This is a genomic window from Vibrio sp. 99K-1 (assembly GCF_013114585.1).
GTDB lineage: Bacteria > Pseudomonadota > Gammaproteobacteria > Enterobacterales > Vibrionaceae > Vibrio > Vibrio chagasii_B.
Genome location: NZ_VTXF01000011.1, coordinates 115,031 through 136,171 on the forward strand (window position 1 = coordinate 115,031; position 21,141 = coordinate 136,171).

19 protein-coding genes are annotated in these 21,141 nt (G+C 43.3%); 8 read left to right on the plus strand and 11 right to left on the minus strand.

The window, feature by feature from the left end; all coding sequences use genetic code 11:
• Window positions 1-185: 185 nt before the first annotated feature.
• Window positions 186-2,303 carry a methyl-accepting chemotaxis protein gene (locus F0228_RS10780; protein ID WP_171762230.1) on the plus strand — a complete coding sequence of 706 codons (2,118 nt, stop codon included), beginning with the start codon at window positions 186-188 and terminating at the stop codon, window positions 2,301-2,303.
• Between the two features lie 105 nt (window positions 2,304-2,408).
• On the opposite strand, the gene F0228_RS10785 is transcribed toward F0228_RS10780, so the two are convergent.
• The 5 genes from F0228_RS10785 to dinG all read right to left on the minus strand — a co-directional run bounded on the left by F0228_RS10785 (window position 2,409) and on the right by dinG (window position 7,299).
• A complete protein-coding gene (locus F0228_RS10785) occupies window positions 2,409-3,542 on the minus strand; it encodes a cupin domain-containing protein (RefSeq protein ID WP_171730703.1) in 1,134 nt (377 codons plus the stop codon).
• A gap of 43 nt (window positions 3,543-3,585) precedes the next feature.
• Complete coding sequence (rsmS, locus tag F0228_RS10790) at window positions 3,586-3,756, minus strand: pleiotropic regulatory protein RsmS (RefSeq protein ID WP_105057388.1); 171 nt, start codon at window positions 3,754-3,756, stop codon at window positions 3,586-3,588.
• Window positions 3,746-4,294, minus strand: coding sequence for a primosomal replication protein (locus F0228_RS10795; RefSeq protein ID WP_105057387.1), 549 nt, complete (start codon window positions 4,292-4,294; stop codon window positions 3,746-3,748). The genes rsmS and F0228_RS10795 overlap by 11 nt, the downstream gene beginning before the upstream one ends.
• Before the next feature lie 22 nt (window positions 4,295-4,316).
• Window positions 4,317-5,096, minus strand: a complete 780-nt coding sequence (locus F0228_RS10800; RefSeq protein WP_004737423.1) for a TSUP family transporter — start codon at window positions 5,094-5,096, stop codon at window positions 4,317-4,319.
• Between the two features lie 127 nt (window positions 5,097-5,223).
• On the minus strand, window positions 5,224-7,299 hold the full coding sequence (gene dinG / locus F0228_RS10805) for an ATP-dependent DNA helicase DinG (protein WP_105057386.1): 2,076 nt from the start codon (window positions 7,297-7,299) through the stop codon (window positions 5,224-5,226).
• A 514-nt stretch (window positions 7,300-7,813) separates the two neighbouring features.
• On the opposite strand from dinG, the gene F0228_RS10810 reads away from it, so the two are divergent.
• Entirely contained in the window at window positions 7,814-8,827 is a 1,014-nt protein-coding gene (locus F0228_RS10810; RefSeq protein ID WP_116871836.1) for a porin, read from the plus strand.
• A 74-nt stretch (window positions 8,828-8,901) separates the two neighbouring features.
• Window positions 8,902-9,549 carry a DUF2057 family protein gene (locus F0228_RS10815; RefSeq protein ID WP_116871837.1) on the plus strand — a complete coding sequence of 216 codons (648 nt, stop codon included), beginning with the start codon at window positions 8,902-8,904 and terminating at the stop codon, window positions 9,547-9,549.
• 72 nt (window positions 9,550-9,621) lie between these two features.
• On the opposite strand, the gene F0228_RS10820 is transcribed toward F0228_RS10815, so the two are convergent.
• The gene (locus F0228_RS10820; protein WP_116871838.1) at window positions 9,622-10,350 is read right to left on the minus strand and encodes a pseudouridine synthase; all 729 of its coding nucleotides are present in this window, start codon (window positions 10,348-10,350) and stop codon (window positions 9,622-9,624) included.
• A 319-nt stretch (window positions 10,351-10,669) separates the two neighbouring features.
• Here F0228_RS10820 and F0228_RS10825 point away from each other — a divergent pair, with 319 nt between their 5' ends.
• Window positions 10,670-12,895 (plus strand): NADP-dependent isocitrate dehydrogenase, encoded by a 2,226-nt coding sequence (locus F0228_RS10825; RefSeq protein ID WP_171730702.1) that lies wholly within the window; start codon window positions 10,670-10,672, stop codon window positions 12,893-12,895.
• A gap of 269 nt (window positions 12,896-13,164) precedes the next feature.
• Here F0228_RS10825 and cspD read toward each other — a convergent pair whose 3' ends face one another.
• Window positions 13,165-13,386 (minus strand): cold shock domain-containing protein CspD, encoded by a 222-nt coding sequence (gene cspD / locus F0228_RS10830; protein WP_004737429.1) that lies wholly within the window; start codon window positions 13,384-13,386, stop codon window positions 13,165-13,167.
• Between the two features lie 568 nt (window positions 13,387-13,954).
• Here cspD and clpS point away from each other — a divergent pair.
• Together clpS and clpA are read left to right on the plus strand one after the other, a co-directional pair.
• Complete coding sequence (gene clpS / locus F0228_RS10835) at window positions 13,955-14,275, plus strand: ATP-dependent Clp protease adapter ClpS (protein WP_004737430.1); 321 nt, start codon at window positions 13,955-13,957, stop codon at window positions 14,273-14,275.
• Between the two features lie 39 nt (window positions 14,276-14,314).
• Window positions 14,315-16,588 carry an ATP-dependent Clp protease ATP-binding subunit ClpA gene (gene clpA, locus F0228_RS10840; RefSeq protein ID WP_171730701.1) on the plus strand — a complete coding sequence of 758 codons (2,274 nt, stop codon included), beginning with the start codon at window positions 14,315-14,317 and terminating at the stop codon, window positions 16,586-16,588.
• A gap of 225 nt (window positions 16,589-16,813) precedes the next feature.
• Here the strand turns inward: clpA and infA are convergent, their stop codons facing one another.
• The 3 genes from infA to aat form a co-directional block, all read right to left on the minus strand.
• Window positions 16,814-17,032, minus strand: a complete 219-nt coding sequence (infA, locus tag F0228_RS10845; protein WP_001040192.1) for a translation initiation factor IF-1 — start codon at window positions 17,030-17,032, stop codon at window positions 16,814-16,816.
• 81 nt (window positions 17,033-17,113) lie between these two features.
• Window positions 17,114-17,812 (minus strand): arginyltransferase, encoded by a 699-nt coding sequence (locus F0228_RS10850; protein ID WP_116871840.1) that lies wholly within the window; start codon window positions 17,810-17,812, stop codon window positions 17,114-17,116.
• Window positions 17,812-18,522, minus strand: coding sequence for a leucyl/phenylalanyl-tRNA--protein transferase (gene aat / locus F0228_RS10855; RefSeq protein WP_171730700.1), 711 nt, complete (start codon window positions 18,520-18,522; stop codon window positions 17,812-17,814). The genes F0228_RS10850 and aat overlap by 1 nt, the downstream gene beginning before the upstream one ends.
• Before the next feature lie 53 nt (window positions 18,523-18,575).
• On the opposite strand from aat, the gene F0228_RS10860 reads away from it, so the two are divergent.
• Together F0228_RS10860 and aroA are read left to right on the plus strand one after the other, a co-directional pair.
• Complete coding sequence (locus F0228_RS10860) at window positions 18,576-19,031, plus strand: glycine zipper 2TM domain-containing protein (RefSeq protein WP_171730699.1); 456 nt, start codon at window positions 18,576-18,578, stop codon at window positions 19,029-19,031.
• A 162-nt stretch (window positions 19,032-19,193) separates the two neighbouring features.
• Window positions 19,194-20,474, plus strand: coding sequence for a 3-phosphoshikimate 1-carboxyvinyltransferase (gene aroA, locus F0228_RS10865; RefSeq protein WP_171762231.1), 1,281 nt, complete (start codon window positions 19,194-19,196; stop codon window positions 20,472-20,474).
• A 62-nt stretch (window positions 20,475-20,536) separates the two neighbouring features.
• Here aroA and F0228_RS10870 read toward each other — a convergent pair whose 3' ends face one another.
• Window positions 20,537-20,782 carry a YciN family protein gene (locus tag F0228_RS10870; RefSeq protein WP_004737436.1) on the minus strand — a complete coding sequence of 82 codons (246 nt, stop codon included), beginning with the start codon at window positions 20,780-20,782 and terminating at the stop codon, window positions 20,537-20,539.
• Window positions 20,783-21,141 lie beyond the last annotated feature (359 nt).

Sequence of the window (21,141 nt, forward strand, 5' to 3'; positions counted from 1 at the left end):
AGAAGCGATAGACAAAAAGCATGATCTGTTAATATTTGCGTGAACTTTCGTTTTATATGTTAGCAATTTGTGATGTAATCATCCGCTAAGCTATTCGTCTAACTTATCTACATTGTGTGCAGCCATTCGTTGTCGATGTGATAGTTATGGTTATGGAAGTCTTTTGGCTTAAATAAGGATATTAAATGCGTTCTCTATCGGTACAGTGGAAAATAACTCTATTAGCGGGTTGTTGTTTAATCATTACGTCACTGTCTCTTATTGGTTTCTCGATCTACAACGCGACGAGCAATCAACAAGTCATCAAATCTCAAAGCTCAGAATCAGTGATCAATAAAACTCAACAGTTGTTGGCATCTGTTTCTCAGCTTAATGCCCAAGAAACTCAACGCTATGTTGACGAAGCGATTTATCGCGCTGAGATGCTTGCGGCCAGTGCTCAGTTTCTAAAGAATAATGCAGATGAAAACTTTACACCGAGTGAAGAGCTTCGTACTGCATTAGACGAAATGGTGCGTCGTTCAGTTTTAAACTTCGATTCAATTCAAGGTGCTTATCTCGTATTCAGGCCTGACTTACTTGATAGTGAAGATGCGAACTATGTCGATGCCGATTATGTAGGTTCTAACGAGAAAGGACGTTTCGCTCCTTACTGGAAGGTAGCGGATAATGGTGAGAATGTTCTCTCGAACGTGCTTTCGGAATCAACATTGAATGACAACAGTAATAGCGAACGTTTTTACTGCCCGCTATCTTCAGGGCAAACCTGTATCAGCACCCCACGAGTAGTGAACAGCGGCGGTACAGCATTATTGACGTCCTCTATTTCAGTTCCAATTTTAGTCGACGATGTTGCGATTGGTTTTCTTGGTATCGATTTGAGACTCGATGGCTTAACCAGTGTGATTACTCAATCTGACCAGAGTTTGTTTAACGGTGCAGGTAAAGCTTACGTGGTTAGCCTAGACGGCTCAGTTATCGCTTCTGACGATTCAAGCATTGCAGTTGGTTCGAATTTCCAAAGTGATAATACCAACAGTGACTTAATGACCGACTTTATCTTCGGCGGTGAAGTAACAACACAGTGGAGTGAGAACGGTGAATGGTTACTTGCGTTTGCACCTGTTGTTGCTGCTAACCAAACGTGGGGTGTGTTGTTTGAGATCCCAAGAGACAGTGTCGTCGCTGATGCAAATAAATTGGATTCCATCATTAGCACTAAGCTAAGTGAAGGCATCAAAACAGAAGTCATTGCCGGTACGGTATTTATTATCTTTGGCTTAGCCATTATCGCGTTTGCCTCGTTATCTATTGTGAAGCCGATTCGTCAGGTTGTGGAAAGGTTGAATGACATCGCTTCAGGTGAAGGTGATTTGACGCAGCGCTTGGAAGTGAAGTCTCAAGATGAAATCGGTCAGTTGTCAAAAGGATTTAACCTGTTCCTAGATAAGCTGCAACACACGATCAAAGAAGTCATTCAAACCACAGAACAAGTGGCAAACACGACCAGTCAAGCGAAGGCATCTGCATCAAGTACTCGTGAAAGCAGCGAGTCTCAATTTAAAGAAGTGGATCTGGTAGCAACAGCAGCAGAAGAGATGACTCAAACTGCGGGCTTAGTGGTACAAAATGCAGAAGTTGCGGTAGACGCAGCTTGTGAGGCAAATCGTTCAGCTCAGCAAGGGCAGCAAGTTATCGAGCTTTCCGCTGGTGAAATGAGAAAGCTGGTGGAACGCATGTCGATCGCCGTGCCTATTGTTGAAGAGCTAGCGAAGAACAACGGTAATATCACCGAGATTTTAAGTGTTATCGAGGGGATCTCCGAACAGACTAACTTGTTAGCATTGAATGCGGCGATTGAGGCGGCTCGTGCCGGTGAGCAAGGTCGTGGTTTTGCGGTCGTTGCAGACGAGGTGAGAAACCTAGCAAGCCGCACACAATCATCCGTTGGTGAGATCAGAGCGGTGATCGATAAGGTCCATGCTGGTACACAAGATGTTGTTGAGGCGATCCAAGAGGGTAATATTCTTGCCAACGATACAGCGCTGCATGTTCAAAATGCAGTGGAGGATCTCGGCTCGATCTTTACTTCAATTGAGGCGATCAGTGACATGAACAATCAGATCGTAAGAGCAGCAGAAGAGCAACAATCGGTTTCCGGTGAAGTGAATCAGAGTGTGGTTAATATTCGCGACTTGAGTGCGAAGATCTTGGAACAAGCGGCAGCTTCTGAACAAGTGGGTAATGAAATTGATCAGCTATCTCAGCAGCAACAGAAATTGGTTAATCAGTTCAAGGTCTAAACCTTAAACAATTATTGGATAGAAAAAGGGACAAATGAATATTTCATTTGTCCCTTTTTTAGTTGTTTCTTGAAAAGTAGGTTAATAACTAGCGTCTGACGCTGCTTACTCTTCGATGAACCAATAGCCTTTGTTAACCAATTCAGTCACGACCATTACGCCCGAAGGTGATAGGGCAGTAGCCGAGGTAATCACGGTCTCATCGCACAGTGTATTGAGTAATGACGAGTCTGCTTCATCAACCTTAACCACTTCGCCATTGATGTAAGCTGTGTTGCTTTGATCTTCGTGGTAGAGCGCTTTTAAGCCTGATACTCGGTGGATTTCACCTTCTGACTCTAGGTGTTGGGCAATCTCTTCTTGAGTCCATAGTGGCTCTGGCGCAACGATATCAAGCTGGTGGCGAGATTGGCTCAGTAAGCAACCCATGAAGTCGCTAACCGTTTCTGGTTGTTCAAGGGCTGATTTGAGCATATCAGTCAGGTTACTCAAATCTGACGAACGAATCTTGCCGTAGCCGTCCTGCGTTTTGAACTCAGGATCATGCAAGTGAATATCACCCATATCATGAGCAAGTACAAAATCGGCAAAGTTACTGATTAGCTCTTGCTCTTTAGGAGAGCGGTAGCCAATGGAGTAGCTCATTGATGGCTCTAGCGTATTGCCTTCGTGTGGGAAGCCTGGCGGGATATAAAGGATATCGCCTGGTTCTAGGGTTTCATCAATGATTGGCTCAAAGCCTTCGATTTGGCGTAGAGCAGAGGCTTGGACGGTCTCTTTATATTGACCGATATCTTTTGCGCCTACTTTCCATTGACGCTTACCTTGGCCTTGAATGATGAATACGTCATATTGATCAATATGCGGGCCAACACCACCTTCAGGTGCTGAGTAGCAAATCATCAGATCATCGAATAACCAGTTTGGTAATTGTTGGAACGCTTTCGTCAGCTCATTGGCACCTTGATGCCAATGGTTTGCTGCTTGAACGATCAACTGCCAGTGAGTTTCTTCTAATTCGCCAAATTTTTCTTCGGCGAATGGGCCGTGCTCTGCTGTCCATTGGTTGTTGAGGTTAGAAACAAAGCGAGAATCCACTTCTTCTTCCATCGATAAACCAGCAAGTTCTTCCGGCGAAATTGGGTCGACGAAGTTTTGGAAGCCACCTTTTAAGATGGTTGGTTTCTTATGCCAGTAATTTTCAAGAAACTCGGGCATAGAAAAGCTAAGTTGGTACATGTGAATCCTGTATGTTTTGATGCTAGATGCTAGATGCTAGATGCTAGATGCTAGATGCTAGTTTGGCTTGTAAATCTTGTTGGACAATCTTAATTGCCTCTAACGCAACCTTTGGGTCGATCTTGTTACTTTCGAGTAGGTAGATCAAGTCGACAGCTAACTTAACTTCTTCAGGTGCGTCGTCCAATGGTGATGATGGGTTATCAGTGCTCATTTCGCTTTGGGTTCTCTATGTTAATCAGTCTTTCGATGTTCTTCATCGAGTCTTCACAGCGCTCTAAACGCTCTTTCGCTAACATCCAAGCGTTTTCTGCTTGTGCTTTGCTATGACCAGGTGCGGAGTCCAGCGCTAACTTGCGTCGTTTAACCAAATCAACCAAACGTCTTTGCCAGTCTTGGTGCTGAGCCAAGTCATTATACAAATCGTTCAAGGTTTTCCCTGATTTACTTTTTCTGTCTAAGCGCAAATCGTGATTGGCTAGCTCGCGTTGCAGAGCTGCTATCTGGTTAGTTAACTTCTCGGTTAAGTAGTTTGCTCTCGATGCCGAAAGTTGGTTAGTGTTCTGTTCGCGAATAATGGTGTGGTAGGTCGCTTGGGTTTCGAGTGCGTAAGGGAGTAGAGTCGAGGCGCCACATTTAAACAACGCTTTGTCGAAAAGCGCCTGATGATAGGAACCTCTGGATTTATCAACCTGTGAACAGTGACCGAGTAAGGTATCAATGACACTTTTTATTTGTGAAAATTGACTCATTTTACTTCCTGTAATCTGGTGGCTATAGATTTACAAACCAAGCTTCGTAAGCCAGTTTTATCGCAAGTATACTGACAACTGTAACAAAGACTGGTCGTATAAACGTAGCACCAAATCGAATTGCCGAATGTGCACCAACAAATGCACCAGCCATTAAGCAAACACCCATGGTTAAACCCAATACCCAGTCAATATGACCAAGAATCGCGAAGGTCACCAAAGACGTGAAGTTACTGGTGAAGTTCATTGCTTTCGATAGGCCAGAAGCAAGCAAGATATTTAGGCGGTACAGAGCCATAGAGCTCACCGTCCAAAAAGCACCCGTTCCCGGGCCAGCAACGCCATCATAAAAGCCAAGAATGAAGCCTTGGTACTTTTGTTTCTTCTTCAGTACCGGACAAGGTTTCGGTGACACGTTGTGATTGGCGTTCGGTGTCTTATGGAAAATGGTGTAGATCGCTGCTGCCAGAATGATCAGCGGTAGGACTTTTTCTAACCATTGAGTGCTAATGGCATCGACTGTTAGGGTACCTATGGTTGCGCCGATCAAGGTCGCTATAAATGCATTTATCCAACATTCTGGCTTAAACAGCTTTTTACGATAATAAGTAAAAGCCGCTGTTGAAGAAGCGAACGTGGCTGCAAGCTTATTTGTACCCAGTGCGATGTGTGGCGGTAGGCCAAGGGATAACAATGCAGGGACCGTTAACATGCCCCCACCACCGGCGACAGCATCAATAAAGCCCGCTGCAAATGCAACCAGCGCAAGTATAACCAACATGGTTGGTTCAATCATTTCCATAAATAGCTGTTGTTCTCGTTATTGGCCGTCAGAACAGCCACACGAATAGTTGATGGGCTATTCGTGTTTGATTGTGAATGCAGGGGCCAAGCGATGACTGACCCAGAACTACCCAAAGGCAGAAAAATTAGTATTTTATTGTTCTTTTAAAAGGCGGTAGCGAATCGAGTAGGGACTTGCCATATCGCTTCGTGACTATGCGTCGATCAAGGATCGTGACTTTACCAGAATCTCTCTCTTTACGCAGTAGTCGCCCTACAGATTGAATAAGCTTTTTACTCGCTTCTGGAACAGTAATCTGCATAAAAGGATTACCGCCACGCGATTCAATATATTCTGAATGCGCTTGTTCTACAGGTGACGTAGGAACACCAAAAGGAATTTTGGTAATAACTAGGTTTTCAAGAAGCTCACCCGGTAAATCCAGACCTTCCGAAAAGCTACCAGTTCCAAAAAGCACGCTGGTTTTTCCTTGGTCTATTAGCTTTTTATGTTTTTTTAGAATTTCAGCGCGTGAAGTATCACCTTGTACCTGCAATGCCCATGACTTTTTAACGAAATCTGTTGCCAAAGCCTCTGCAACTTTATTCATTTGCCAGTAAGAAGAGAATAGAACGAGATTGGCTTTGTTGTCTTCTATTACCTTAGGCAGAATTTCAATAAGATATTCGGTAAATTGAGGTGCTTGTGGCTCGTATTTCATGGCAGGCACGATTAACTCCGCTTGATTCTGATAATCAAACGGTGACGCCAGGGCAAGAAACTGCACGCCATCTTCTTCTTTTTGACTGATACCGGCTTGATGGCAGAAAAAACTGAAGGAGTTGAGTGCTCTCATTGTTGCAGAAACGAGCACTGCACCAACACAGCGGCTCCAGATTTGCTGGTCAAGTTGCCAGCCAACCTCAAGCGGAGAAACATTGACAACAAAATCGCCTTCACTCTCTTTATTAAGCTCTAACCAGCGCGCTAAAGGCGCACCTTTTTCACGTTTTGGTTCAGCCATCAGGCGCCAAACTTGCGCTAGGTTCTCGGTTCTCTGTATATAAAAGCCGATTTCCGCGAGTGCTGGCTCTGCGAGTTTTGCAGAAAGCTCTCCATCTTTGACTCGTTCTGCAATCAGGTCCGCAATTTTAGCGACTGCCTGGCTCGCTTTCTGAGAAAGTTGTTTGAGGTCTTTAGATTCGTTCTCTAACCATTCTGGCAAGTCACCATGCTCAAAGCGGTAAAGCCCATCTTCAAAATGAGTAGCATCGAACTGCTTACTGAGCTGCGTCAGCGTTGGTATCAGCTGTTGTACTGAATCCTGCAATTCATTCCTGAATCGCCCCACTCGCTTTTCATCCGCTAAGCCTGAAAGCTTAGTGATGGACTGGTTCAAACGCTCTAACCAAGAAGCGGCACCCTTTAAGCTCGCAGCAGCAGAAGAGTGATCTCGGGCTACGTGTGGTAAGTGGTGTGCTTCATCGAAGATATAGATGCTATTTTCTGGCTCAGGCAGTATCACGCCGCCACCTAAATCGGCATCAGCCATCACTAAACTGTGATTAGCGATGATAACGTCTGCTTTATCTAGCTCTGAACGTGCTTTTTGGAAAGGGCAATCTCTGTGAGTTGGCATGCTGTTGTTACAACTGTGCTTATCACTGACAATCATTTGCCAAATCATGTTGTCGATAGGCTTTGGCCATGAATCTCGGTCGCCATCCCATTTGCCTTGAGCAAGGCTGCGATACATGGTTTGCAGTTGTTCAATATCTTTCTGTTTTGGCTTAGATTCGAACATTGCCATCTGGCCACCATCAACCCCGCAGGCGGCTGCCAACTTTTCCGCACAGCAATAACGTTGTCGACCTTTCGCCAATATAAAAGAGAACTCCCTGTCAGTAAGTCTTCTATATAGAGGGAGATCTTTGTTTACAAGCTGTTCTTGTAGAGCAACCGTTGCGGTTGAAATAACAATTTTTCGGTTGTTTAAAACGGCAACGGGAATCGTTGCCATTAAATAAGCCAGTGATTTACCGATTCCGGTTCCCGCTTCAGCAACGATCATACGATTACTTTTGTGGTATTGACCACAAAGTGTCTTCGCAATCTCTGCGACAAGGTAGTTTTGTGCACGCCTAGGTACAAAGTTATCCAACTGTTCTTGGAGGTTTTGATAACTGGTGCGAATAGAATTTTGAATTTTAGTAGTTAGCATACTGTGACCTACGTAACGGAGCGAGGATAGTAGCACATATCACTAGCCGGTACATTTACCGCAAAATAGCTTGCTTTTGAATCAAAGGTAGATCTCGTTCACAAAAAAAAACTGAACCATCAGGAACTTAACGATTTTATTTATCTTGCGAAATATAAATATTAAAAAAGACTGGCTTGTAGGTGTTAAGTTCTGTTGTTGGGTTGTTTTATGACTTACTGTTGGTTTTAAATTCTATTTGTTACATTTTTTGGATTATTATATTTGCTGATAAAACTAAGGATAAGCTGCTCGTAAAATGATGAAAAAAAATGTAAGTGTTTGATTTTGAATGTTTTGTGTTTTTTTTAGGTTTGTTTTTAGTTTATTTGACACGCAGGATAATCTTTTGCAATCTAGACCTCGAAATTTAGTGACGGTGATTAACCAACAAAGAGTGGTAATGACCAGTCACAATAAATAAAAGGGAACCGGGCAAGGATCTCCCATTCTTAGAAAAGGCAGTGGATTTATTATGAAAAAGACTCTATTAGCGCTAGCTATCGCAGCTACAGCAACTTCTGTTAACGCAGCAGAAATTTACTCTAACGACGATACTAAAGTTGGCCTAAAAGGTGAGGTAGATATCTACCTAACTCAATCTGAAGTTGACGATGTTTCTGGCGTAGGTTCTGAGAAGAAAGACGCAGACGTATCTACTTGGGCAAAAATCCAACTAGACGCTGAACAGAAGCTAAACGACCAGTTCACAGCATTCGCATCTTTCGAAATCGAATCTGACGGCAGCAACGCTAAGTTTGATGATGTTCTAGCTGGTTTCAAAACTGACACTTGGGGTATGGCTTTCGGTGAAACTGGTGACCTAGCAGAATCTGCAGACGCTATCCAGAAAGACGATATCACAAACGAAGGTAACTACATGGGTTCTACCGGTGGTCACCACCGCGAGTCTGCTGGCCACGGCGCTGTATTCAAAGGTCAATTCGTTGAAGGTTTCACTATCGTAGCTGATGTTAATACTAACTCTGATGACGACGTTGATAACACATACGGTATCTCTGCAGACTACGCATTCAGCAACTTCTCTATCGGTGCTTCTTACATCACTGGTGAAGCTGCTAAAGACGTAGATTACTCTCTTGCTGGTGTTTCTGCTTCTGCTGAGTTTGGTGGCCTATACCTAGCTGCAACTTACGCACAGTACGAAGGTAACCAAGGTTACGGTTACTGGGACCTAACTTCTAATTACGGTAACGGTGATACTATGGGTATCGCAGCTGCTTACCAAATCGACGCTGTTCGTCTATACACGACTTACGCAGTAGCAACGACTGATGAGCGTGTAAGCAGCACTGGTGTTGTATCTAAAATCTCTGATGTTGATTCATCTAACCTAGTAGTTGGTGTTGACTACGCATTCCGTGACAACATCCTATTCCTAGCTGAATACCAAACTGCTGACTTCGAGACAGATACAAAAACTCTTGATGCTGACGGCGTAACTGCTGGTGTTTACTACACATTCTAATCTGTAGTTAATTATGCTATACAAAAGCCAGCTATTAGCTGGCTTTTTTACATTTATTGATTAAGGAATCGTACATGAACAAGTGGTATTTGAGTTTTGTCTGCCTATTCTCTGCACCATATGCAACGGCTGCTCTTGATTTAGCTTCTGGTATTTCACTAAATACTTTGAACGGCGAGGTTGTTGAAAGTGCAGAAGATGCTGTATTTGCCCCAGGTGAAAACCAACTCGTTTTAGATTACACAGGGTATTTGAGTGATAAAGGTAAGCGCGAATTTATCAGTACAGTTCCTTACATTATGGTTGTAGATGTTCCTGAAAATGCGGATGTTGACGTTGATCTTGTAAGCCGAAAGTATGAGAAAATCGCAAAAAATGTAGACAGAGAACTTCCTATATTCAGCATCTCTGTAAATGGTGATGATGTAAAAGTAGCGCAAGAAGTGTTACCACCATCTCAAGGCGCATTGCCTTACAGCGATATTCCTCAGCTGGTTAAAGATTACAATCAAGAAAGAGGTTTAGTTTTCGACTCAGGCAAGATTCGCTCATTGAAAGAAGAATTAGCCGCGGTTCAAACTGGTGCTGTGGTTGGTGCGACTGTTGCTGCTGATAGCACGGTTCAAGAGTCTGAAAATACACTTCAACTTAAGCTTTGGTATTCAAGAGCTAGTGAAGAAGAACGTAAAGCATTTCAAAAGTGGTTGATTGACCAAAAATAAGACCAAAAATTTTTAAGGCGAGGTTTCTTATGTAACAGACACCTCGCTTTTTCATTTCTATCTAGCCGTATTTTAAATCTCTTTCCACTCTCCAGGTTGAAGCTGACCTACGTTCATGTCACCCATTGAATAGCGAATAAGGCGTAGGGTAGGGAAACCGATGTTTGCTGTCATTCGTCTGACCTGACGGTTACGTCCTTCGATGATAGTAATCGCTAACCAGGTCGTTGGTATTGCAGCTCTGAATCTTACAGGTGGATTTCTGTCCCATACCTCTGGCTCTGCCATTAACTCCACCTTAGCAGGTAGCGTCATACCATCTTTTAGTTCAACGCCTTTTCTCAATTTATCTAAATCTTCCTCAGAAGGTGCGCCTTCAACCTGCACCCAGTAAGTCTTTGGTGATTTTGAGTTTGGTTGAGTTAGCTTGGCTTGAAAGATACCGTCATTAGTTAAAACCATTAACCCTTCGCTATCACGATCAAGTCGTCCTGCAGCATAAACGTCTTTTACTGGAATAAAGTCGGCGAGCGTCTTTCTACCTTCGCCATCAGTGAACTGACTTAAAGTATCGAATGGTTTGTTGAACAAAATGACTTTGCGATCTTCGAGTGCAATTTTAGGTTTTGTGTTCGCCGGTTTCGCTTTATATCTGTGTTTACTTGAGTGCGATTTCTTGTGCGAATTGCCAGTGTTATTTCTATCATTGTTTCGGCCTTGTCTGTTGCCACTTTGTTTTAATGTGGCGCCAGAACGAGCGGGTTTGTCTGAACGAGATGCGCTGCGTGAGCGAGTAGACATGTTAACTACCTTGCAAAAATGTAAACGAAGTGTGCTGAAAAGTTTTCACTGAAACGGAATTGAGCTATCATTTGCGCGCCTAAAAGACACAAAATAGAACAAGTTTATGGACTCTTGAGCCTGATTTGTTTAATTATACCAACGTGTTTTATTATAACAACGCACTCACGGATTTGGTTCATGCTGTCATTAGATTGCATGAAAAATAAGATAGAGTACGACTATCGAGTAAGCAGTTTTCACTCTCAGAGTCGCTTACTGGTCAATTTATAACATTCTCACTATTCACGTGAGCTTGTAAGAACTATAGGGAAATTTCATGCCTACTGAAAAACCAACTATCATCTATACCATTACAGACGAAGCTCCGGCATTAGCAACATACTCTCTGCTGCCAATCATTCAATCTTTTACAGCTTCTTCAGGTATTGACGTTGATACTCGCGACATTTCACTTGCAGGGCGCATTATTGCCAACTTCCCTGACTACTTGAACGAAGAGCAACGTATTGGTGATGCATTAGCAGAACTAGGTGAATTGGCTAAGACACCAGAAGCGAACATCATCAAGCTTCCAAACATTTCTGCGTCTGTACCTCAACTACAAGCAACAATCAAAGAGCTACAATTAAAAGGTTACGCACTTCCAAACTACCCAGAAGAAGCAAACACTGACGAAGAGAAAGCAGTAAAAGCGACTTACGATAAGATCAAGGGTAGTGCAGTAAACCCAGTATTGCGTGAAGGTAACTCAGATCGCCGCGCACCACTTTCAGTTAAAAACTACGCAAAGAAAAACCCACACTCAATGGGTGCATGGTCAGCAGATTCTAAGTCGCATGTTGCAAGCATGGAAGATAAAGACTTCTTCGGCAGCGAAAAATCGACAACAATCGATGGTGCGACTGAAGTAAGTATCGAGTTTGTAGGTAAAGATGGCGCTAAGAAAACATTGAAGCCAGCATTTGCACTGCAAGATAAAGAAATCATCGATTCATCAGTAATGAATAAAGCCGCTCTAGTCGCGTTTTTTGAAAAAGAAATCGCGTCAGCGAAAGAGCAAGGTGTGCTGCTTTCTCTACACATGAAGGCAACCATGATGAAAGTATCTGACCCTGTGATCTTTGGTCATGCGGTTAAGGTTTACTACAAAGACGTTTTTGCTAAGCACGGTCAGCTTTTCGAAGAGCTAGGTGTCGATGTTAATAACGGCATCGGTGATGTATACGCGAAGATCGCGTCACTGCCTCAAGATCAAAAATCGGCAATTGAAGCTGACTTACAAGCGGTTTACGAAACTCAGCCACCACTTGCGATGGTAGATTCAGACCGTGGTATTACCAACCTACACGTACCAAGTGACATCATCGTTGACGCATCTATGCCTGCAATGCTGCGTTCTTCTGGCCAAATGTGGGATCCAGAAGGTAAGCAAAAAGACACTAAAGCAATGATCCCAGATCGTAGCTACGCGAGCATCTACCAAGCAGTAATTGATTTCTGTAAAGAGAACGGTGCTTTCGACCCAACAACTATGGGTAGCGTACCAAACGTAGGTCTAATGGCTCAAAAAGCAGAAGAGTACGGTTCTCATGATAAGACATTCATTCTAGAAGCTGCAGGTCAGGTTCAAGTCGTTGATGCTTCAGGTTCTGTGCTTCTTGAGCAAGACGTAGAGGAAGGCGATATCTTCCGTATGTGTCAGGTGAAAGATGCGCCAATCCAAGATTGGGTTAAGCTCGCTGTAACACGTGCCCGTGCTTCAGATACTCCAGCGGTATTTTGGCTAGACGAGTCTCGTGCACACGATGCAGAGCTTATTAAGAAAGTGAATGCTTACCTACCTGAACATGATACAGATGGTCTAGAGCTGAAGATTCTTTCTCCACTGGAAGCGACCAAGTTCTCTCTAGTTCGTATTAAAGAAGGTCTAGATACAATTTCGGTAACTGGTAATGTACTGCGTGATTACCTAACTGACCTATTCCCAATCCTAGAGCTTGGTACGTCGGCTAAAATGCTATCAATCGTTCCACTAATGAACGGTGGTGGTCTATTTGAAACAGGCGCTGGTGGTTCTGCTCCTAAGCACGTTCAGCAAGTAGAGAAAGAAAACCACTTGCGTTGGGATTCTCTGGGTGAATTCTTGGCACTAGCTGCATCTCTAGAGCACCTAAGTGTGGTTACAGGTAACGCTAAGGCTCAAGTTCTAGCTGATGCGCTTGATAAAGCGACTGGTGAATTCCTAGATAACAACAAGTCACCATCACGTCGAGTAGGTGAGCTTGATAACCGTGGTAGCCACTACTACCTAGCGGCATACTGGGCTAAAGCACTTGCAGAGCAAACTACTGATGCTGACCTTGCAGCTGAATTTGCTGCAGTGGCAAGCCAGCTAGCTGAAAGCGAAGAAGCAATTGTAGCTGAGCTAAATAACGCACAAGGTGTTAATGGCGACTTAGGTGGTTACTACCTATTTGATGATGCACTAGTTTCAGCATTGATGCGCCCAAGTGCTACATTAAACGCATTTATCGACGCTTAGAATGCAGCGTTTCTATGTGAGTGTTTTCTAAAGCGCTTACAGGCGACATAATAAAAGACGCTTTAACGTAACCGTTAAAGCGTCTTTTTTGTTTCTGCCGTTTCAATGTCGATCCTGGTATTAAACGGTCTCTACGGAGAACATATGTTTCGCCCAAGGTCAAAAAAACCGCTCATTGAACTCTGCATACAGGTATCAAAGGAACGGTTTTCATAATCTGCTAACTTTCAAATAGTGCTATTTAGGTCAACACGATATGGCAGCTTTGCCTATTTACTGGCACTGCCTTCTACAGGAACAACGGAGCTTGCGTGCGAGCCTTTAGGTCCACTTTCTACTTCATAGTCGACCTGCTGACCAGCCTTTAAGGTTCTGTAACCTTCCATTTGTATTGTGGAGTAGTGCGCAAAGATATCGCCTTCTTCACCTTCTGGACAAATAAAGCCAAACCCTTTGGCATTGTTAAACCATTTTACTGTACCTGTAGCCATGCTATACATCCCTCATGCATTTTGTTACTAACGTTGTTTATATCAATAGTTGTAAGTTCGATTGATATCATTCCTACCAGCTAATGACATTAAGCTGGTAACTTGAATCTCAGACATTGCTTACGGAAATTAACGCTACCCTGCGTAATTATTCCTTATTGTTAAATTTTCAAGCGTGTTATGAAACTGTATTAGAAAAACCTTTTAGCTCCAATGTAGCTAATGATTGAGCACAGTCAATAGTAAATTGGTATAAAAGTGATCAATTTTAATAACAAATCACATTCGAGATTGCTCACAAACTATTAACCAAATAGTAACTTAGCGGCTATTGCATGATTAGCGTCAATAGTTATGGCGTCTTTTTAATCAATCACATATGTTAATCCTGTGAATCGAGATCTTTTATTTGCAGCGATGGAAATGGTGGATTAGGCTCAGTATAGAGGAATATTTTTTGGTACTGTTTCTCGGTGCGGTTTCTTAGTACACCGTAAAGCGTGAATGTGGTAAATTTAAGTTACACAAACATTCACCACTTCCGAAAAATAACCCTTAGCAAAGCGATATGAGCAGAAACTTTGAATGGGCATCTCCAGGCTCAGATTTACTGGAGAAAGAAGCAACAAAAGTAAAGCCACCGGCAATGTATAACGTCGTACTGAATAACGATGATTACACGCCAATGGACTTTGTAATCGAGATCCTAGAGCGATTCTTCTCACTAGATATCGAAAAAGCAACGGAAGTGATGCTCAAGGTTCATTATGAAGGTAAAGCTATATGCGGCACATACAGTGCTGAAATAGCGGAAACAAAGGTAGCGCAAGTCACGATGTACTCAAAGGAAAATGAGCATCCGCTACTATGTACAATGGAGCAAGTATAAATTGCTCGAACAACACAGTTGTTCCCTTAGGAGGTACTTATGCTAAATAAAGAATTAGAGTCGAGTTTAAATGGCGCATTTGCTCGTGCGCGAGACAAGCGACATGAATTTATGACTGTCGAACACCTCCTACTAGCATTATTAGAAAATGATGCGGCCAAGGAAGCGCTCCAAGCTTGTCAGGCTGATCTCGATGCTCTTCGCAACGAGCTCGATATTTTTATTGATCAAACGACCCCACTTATCCCAGAAAGTGACGAAACTCGTGAGACTCAACCTACATTGAGTTTCCAACGAGTACTTCAACGTGCTGTTTTTCATGTCCAATCTTCAGGTCGCAGTGAAGTAACAGGTGCTAACGTACTTGTCGCTATTTTCAGTGAGCAAGAGTCTCACGCGGCATATCTTCTTAAGAAAAATGACATTAGCCGTTTAGATATCGTTAACTTCATCTCACACGGTATCACCAAAGCCAGTAACGAAGGCGATAGTGCTTCCTCATCAGACTCATTTGGTGGTGCTGAAAATGCCGAAGAAGCAAATTCAGAAGACCGTTTAGAAAACTTTGCGACCAACCTTAATGAAGTGGCGAAGCAAGGTAATATTGATCCGCTAATTGGTCGTGACAAAGAGCTTGAGCGTACTATCCAAGTCCTATGTCGTCGCCGTAAGAACAACCCTCTACTGGTTGGTGAAGCGGGCGTAGGTAAAACGGCTATTGCTGAAGGCCTTGCATGGCGTATCGTTGAAGGACAGGTTCCTGAAATTATTCAGAGCAGTGTGATTTACTCTCTAGATATTGGTTCACTGCTTGCGGGTACTAAATATCGTGGTGATTTCGAGAAACGCTTTAAAGCGATTCTTAAGCAACTAGAGAAAGAAGAAGACGCGATTCTGTTCATCGATGAAATCCATACCATTATTGGTGCGGGCGCAGCATCGGGTGGTCAGGTAGATGCGGCTAACCTAATCAAGCCACTACTAAGCAGTGGTAAGCTGCGTTGCATCGGTTCAACGACATATCAAGAGTACAGCAGTATTTTTGAGAAGGAGCGTGCGTTATCTCGTCGTTTCCAAAAAATCGATATTGTTGAGCCTTCATTAGATGATACGACTAAGATTCTGATTGGCTTGAAGCCAAAATACGAAGCTCACCACGAAGTACGTTACACCAACAAGGCGTTGCGTGCGGCTGTGGAGTTGTCTGCGAAATACATTAACGAACGTCACCTTCCTGATAAGGCGATCGATGTTATTGATGAAGCGGGTGCTCGTAGTCGTTTAGCTCCAGCAAGCCGTCGTAAGAAAACGGTAAGCGTGGCGGACATTGAGTCAATGGTTGCGAAAATGGCTCGTATTCCAGAGAAGTCAGTATCGTCTTCAGACAAAGATACGCTGCAGAAACTGGACGACCGCATGAAAATGTTGGTGTTCGGACAAGACCCAGCTATCGATGTATTGAGCGAAGCGATCAAGCTAACTCGTGCAGGACTTGGTGCCGACAATAAACCTGTTGGTTCATTCCTATTTGCTGGTCCTACTGGTGTTGGTAAAACTGAGGTGACGGTTCAACTGTCTAAACTGATGGGTATTGAACTGCTGCGCTTTGATATGTCTGAGTACGGTGAGCGTCACTCAGTAAGTCGCTTAATTGGTGCTCCTCCTGGTTATGTTGGATACGATCAAGGTGGTCTACTAACGGATGCGGTTATTAAGAACCCGCACTCGGTTGTACTGCTTGATGAGATCGAGAAAGCTCACCCAGACATCTTCAACCTACTACTTCAGGTGATGGATAACGGCACACTAACGGATAACAACGGCCGTAAAGCGGATTTCCGTAACGTGATCTTAGTAATGACAACCAACGCGGGTGTAGCTGAGACAGAGAAGAAATCGATCGGCCTGATCCAACAAGATCATGCACCAGATGCGATGGGTGAAATCAAGAAAGTGTTTACTCCTGAGTTCCGTAACCGTCTTGATAACATCATTTGGTTCAACAGCTTGGATCCAAGCGTGATTAGTCAAGTCGTCGACAAGTTCATTGTTGAGCTTCAGGTTCAACTGGACGCACGTGGTGTATCTCTAGAGGTTTCTGAAGACGCTCGTCACTGGTTAGCAGGCAAAGGCTATGACAAGACAATGGGGGCTCGTCCAATGGGGCGTGTGATTCAAGAGAAGCTTAAGAAGCCTCTTGCGAATGAACTGTTGTTCGGTAGCTTAGTTGATGGTGGTACGGTTAAAGTAACACTGAAAAAAGACGAACTGCATTTTGTCTATGTTGGCGCTAAAGAAGAAGTGATGCACTAACGAAGTGGCGGATCGCTCAATAGTTTAGATACAAAACGCATGACTTAGGTTGTGCGTTTTTTTATGTTTTGAAGATACGAGATACGAGATACGAGATACGAGATACGAGATACGAGATACGAGATACGAGATACGAAGAAAAGCGGTTAAGACCAAGAGCCAAACGCTAGGCAATAAAAAACGGAGCATTAAGCTCCGTTTCTTATCGTATTCGATAATTAAAAATTAACGAGCACGGAAGACGATGCGGCCTTTAGAAAGGTCGTATGGAGTCATCTCAACAGTTACTTTATCACCAGTAAGAATACGGATGTAGTTCTTACGCATTTTACCAGAGATGTGTGCTGTCACTACGTGACCGTTTTCAAGCTCAACACGGAACATTGTGTTTGGTAGAGTATCAAGGACAGTGCCTTGCATCTCGATTACGTCTTCTTTAGCCATCTAATCCTCTTTCGAAACTTGGCGGTTTTCAACGGCTTGATTGTGCCGTCAAAATCAAAATATGTAAAGTTGTGGCGTATTCTACCCTTGCCACCGCTGATTTACTAGCCTTTGATGACGTTGAAATCGTACTTTATAGTTCATAGCAGGGCATTCATCGATTTGATAACCCAAATATAGCCACTGTTTGTGTTCTTTCTGAGCATGTTGGATTTGGAACAAAACGCCGAGAGTGCCCATGGATATATCGATATCTGGATCGAAAAAGGTATAAAACGCACTGGTACAGTGAGACATCACATCGGTAACAGCTATGCCAACGAGGTCGGTCTCGTTGTAAATATGCATGAACTTAGTAGTTAACCACTCATTTTGAGAAAATTGTAGAAACTCTTCTTTTTTAGGTGGGTACATCGTGCCTGAACGATGGCGTGCGGTAATATAACGGCTATATAAATCAAACCAGTTTTCATCCATTGTATCTTTGAGCTCCCAACGAAAGGATTTCGCCTTGTTGAGAATTCTTCGCTGACTTTTGGAGAACTTAACATCGGGGATTGAAAGGCGAATCGCCTGACATGCCGAACAATTATCGCAATGGGGCTTATAGATGGTGGCACCGCTGCGACGAAAACCATTCGCTAGCAGAACTTCATAATTTTCTGAGGTGTGCATGTGCTCATCGAGCGTAACAGCGACTCTTTCCTCTAAGTGGGGGAGGTAGCTACATGCATGATTGTCTGTTAATCCAATTCTGATTTGTTGTAAATCTGGATTCATTAAGGCATTTCCTCTAGCCATTGGTTTTCAAAGCATACATCGTCAACAGACTTGTCTTTCAGTAATTGCAGAGAGCTGAGAAACTCTTCTCTTTCTACTTCTAATGCCCCCAAAGACTCCAAGTGAGGGTTCATGACTTGGCAATCAATGAGCTGCCCTCCAGACTGAGCAAAGTGGTAACAAAAATACCATAGTGCGATTTTCGAGGCATTGGTCTTTAAGCTAAACATGGATTCACCGCAAAAGACTTGCCCTCTTTGTAAGCCATATAGCCCACCGACTAGCTCGTCACCTTGCCACACTTCCACCGAGTGACAGAAACCTAACGAAGCGAGCTCTCGGTAGGCGGCCTGCATGTCGTTGTTTAGCCAGGTCTCTTCTTCAGGTCTTAGTGATGAGCAATAACCTATGACTCTATCCGTCGCTTGGTTGATACTGACACGGTAATTATGCTTTCTTTGATACTTTTTAAGACTTTTCGATGGTTTGAATGTCTTAGGATTAAATACCGCTCGTGGTGCTGGGCTCCACCAAAGTATAGGCTCACCTGGGCCATACCATGGAAATATACCGTGACTATAAGCATTTAAGATTCGCATTGGCGACAGATCTCCCCCAAAAGCAAGAAGGCCATTTGGCTCATCCAGTGCATCGAAAGGAGATGGAAACTCTATACTAGTAGTATCGAGTTCAGTTAGGTATATAGTCATAAGTACCGCGTAACAGATTAATCATTGACCATGAGGTCATTAGGAGTTCTACCATGAAGAAGTTGCTTTGGATTTTACTTGTTTTGCCCATGTTGGCAAATGCAGCTTATAACCGAAATCAAGCTCGACCTGTGAATGAGGTTGTTTATGGTGAGATTGATACCGTGAGATATATTACTCAACAGGAGATAGTGGAATCGAAAGCGAGCGGTTGGGAGACCCTATTAGGTGCCGCAATTGGTGGTTTAATTGGTAACCAATTTGGTGATGGTACAGGTAGAGAGGTGGCAACGGCTGTCGGTGCTGTTGCAGGAGCCGGGATCGCTCGAAGTCGCGGTAATAGTCAATATCGAGTGGAATATAAATTGGTTGAGTTACTGGTTAAAACCAAAGATGACAAGCTCGTCAATATCATACAAGACGTCGATAGCACGATGTTATTTAACCGAGGTGACGACGTGAGAATTCTTTATTTTTCAGATGGCGTTCGTGTTGATCTCGTGTACTAGTATAAAAATACGATTGGTTGGCTGATTTATCACCTTTTTGAAGGGGATTAGCTCTGGAGTTCATTGGAAAAGTTCGTTAGTCTGCAAGTACGAAGAATTATTCATCACCCGAAAATAAATACTCGCCAGTGACTTCGGGTGGTACAAGGACTAAAAGATTTAATGGAAAGCCTTACGTTACAACCAATTCAAAAAGTGAGTGGGGAAGTTAACCTACCTGGCTCTAAAAGTGTTTCTAACCGTGCGCTTCTTTTGGCTGCGCTTTCAACTGGAACGACTCGCCTAACTAACTTATTAGACAGTGATGACATTCGTCATATGCTGAATGCTCTGACGCAGTTAGGTGTAGATTATCAGCTATCTGCGGACAAAACCGTATGTGAAGTGACGGGCGTTGGTGGTGCATTTTCAAGCGACAAAGCTCTCGAGCTTTTCTTAGGTAACGCGGGTACTGCGATGCGTCCGCTTGCGGCTGCGCTTTGTTTAGGTCGTGGTGAATACGTTCTAACTGGTGAGCCGCGCATGAAAGAGCGCCCGATTGGCCACCTAGTAACTGCTCTACGAGAAGCTGGCGCTGACGTTGAATATTTAGAAAATGAAAACTACCCACCGTTGAAAATTACAGGCACGGGTCTGAAAAGCGGTACGGTTTCGATCGACGGTTCTATTTCTAGCCAATTTTTGACTGCATTTTTGATGGCAGCACCGTTAGCAGAAGGTGAAGTGACCATCAAAATTGAAGGTGAATTGGTTTCTAAACCATACATAGATATCACGCTACACATTATGAAACAATTTGGTGTGGACGTGATCAACAACGACTACCAAGAGTTTGTCATTCCAACGGGTCAATCATACAAAGCACCAGGTGATTTCCTTGTCGAGGGCGATGCATCTTCGGCGTCTTATTTCCTAGCAGCAGCTGCGATTAAAGGTGGTGAAATTAAGGTAACGGGTATTGGTAAAAACAGTATCCAAGGTGATATCCAATTTGCTGATGCACTTGAAAAAATGGGTGCTGAAATTGAATGGGGTGATGACTACGTTATCTCTCGTTGCGGTGAGCTGAAGGGCATTGATATGGACTACAACCATATTCCTGATGCAGCGATGACGATTGCGACCACTGCACTGTTTGCAAAAGGCACAACAGCGATTCGCAACGTCTACAACTGGCGCGTGAAAGAGACCGATCGTCTTGCGGCCATGGCAACCGAACTACGTAAAGTGGGTGCTGAGGTAGAAGAGGGCGAAGACTACATCATCGTTAATCCAGTGGCTGAATTGAAACATGCGGCGATTGATACTTACGATGATCACCGTATGGCAATGTGTTTTTCGTTGGTCGCACTAAGCGATACGCCGGTGACGATTAATGATCCAGGTTGCACATCAAAGACATTCCCTGACTACTTCGACAAACTGAAGATGCTGAGTCAATAAGAATGCTAAGTTGATATAAGCTCAGGAAGTAAAAAAGCTTGCCTAAATGGCAAGCTTTTTAATTACTGCTGAAGCGTAAATTCTTTTGAAAGATGGTGCGCTAAGTATTTAAACATGTTAAATACTGCGGTTGTATTCTCTGTCGGCATCCCATTGCTGTCTAAGAAGTATTCGCCTTTGAAGACGAGTACATCGTCTTTCTCTACTACGCTGTTTGCGCGCATGCCTTCAATGTAGTCATCATGTGATTGGATAATTTGGTTTGCGATAAGCAGTAAATCAAATTCTGCTATTACTTTCTTTGTCATGAGTTTATCTCTGATAACTGAATATAACGTTGAGTTTATGGTGTCGAACTAGAAATTCAATGATTTCACAACCGATTAAGAGAGTCTTTTCGAATATCCACAATTTATTTTGTGATTTATGGCAAAAATAATGGAATGGGGCTCGCGTTCGATTCATGGACAAGCTTAGTATGAGCCCGTTTAGAGTTAATGCCTGATGAATAGGCCCTTGCTAGTATTCTTTTCGAGTACTTTATAGCTTCTTTATATTGTGACCCTTTTATCTGTGAGTCGACGAATTGTCGAGCGATCAGATCCAATTTTGAAAAAAGCGGTTGATCTTCTAGTAATCTCGCACAATAGTAAAAAAAGAAGCAATG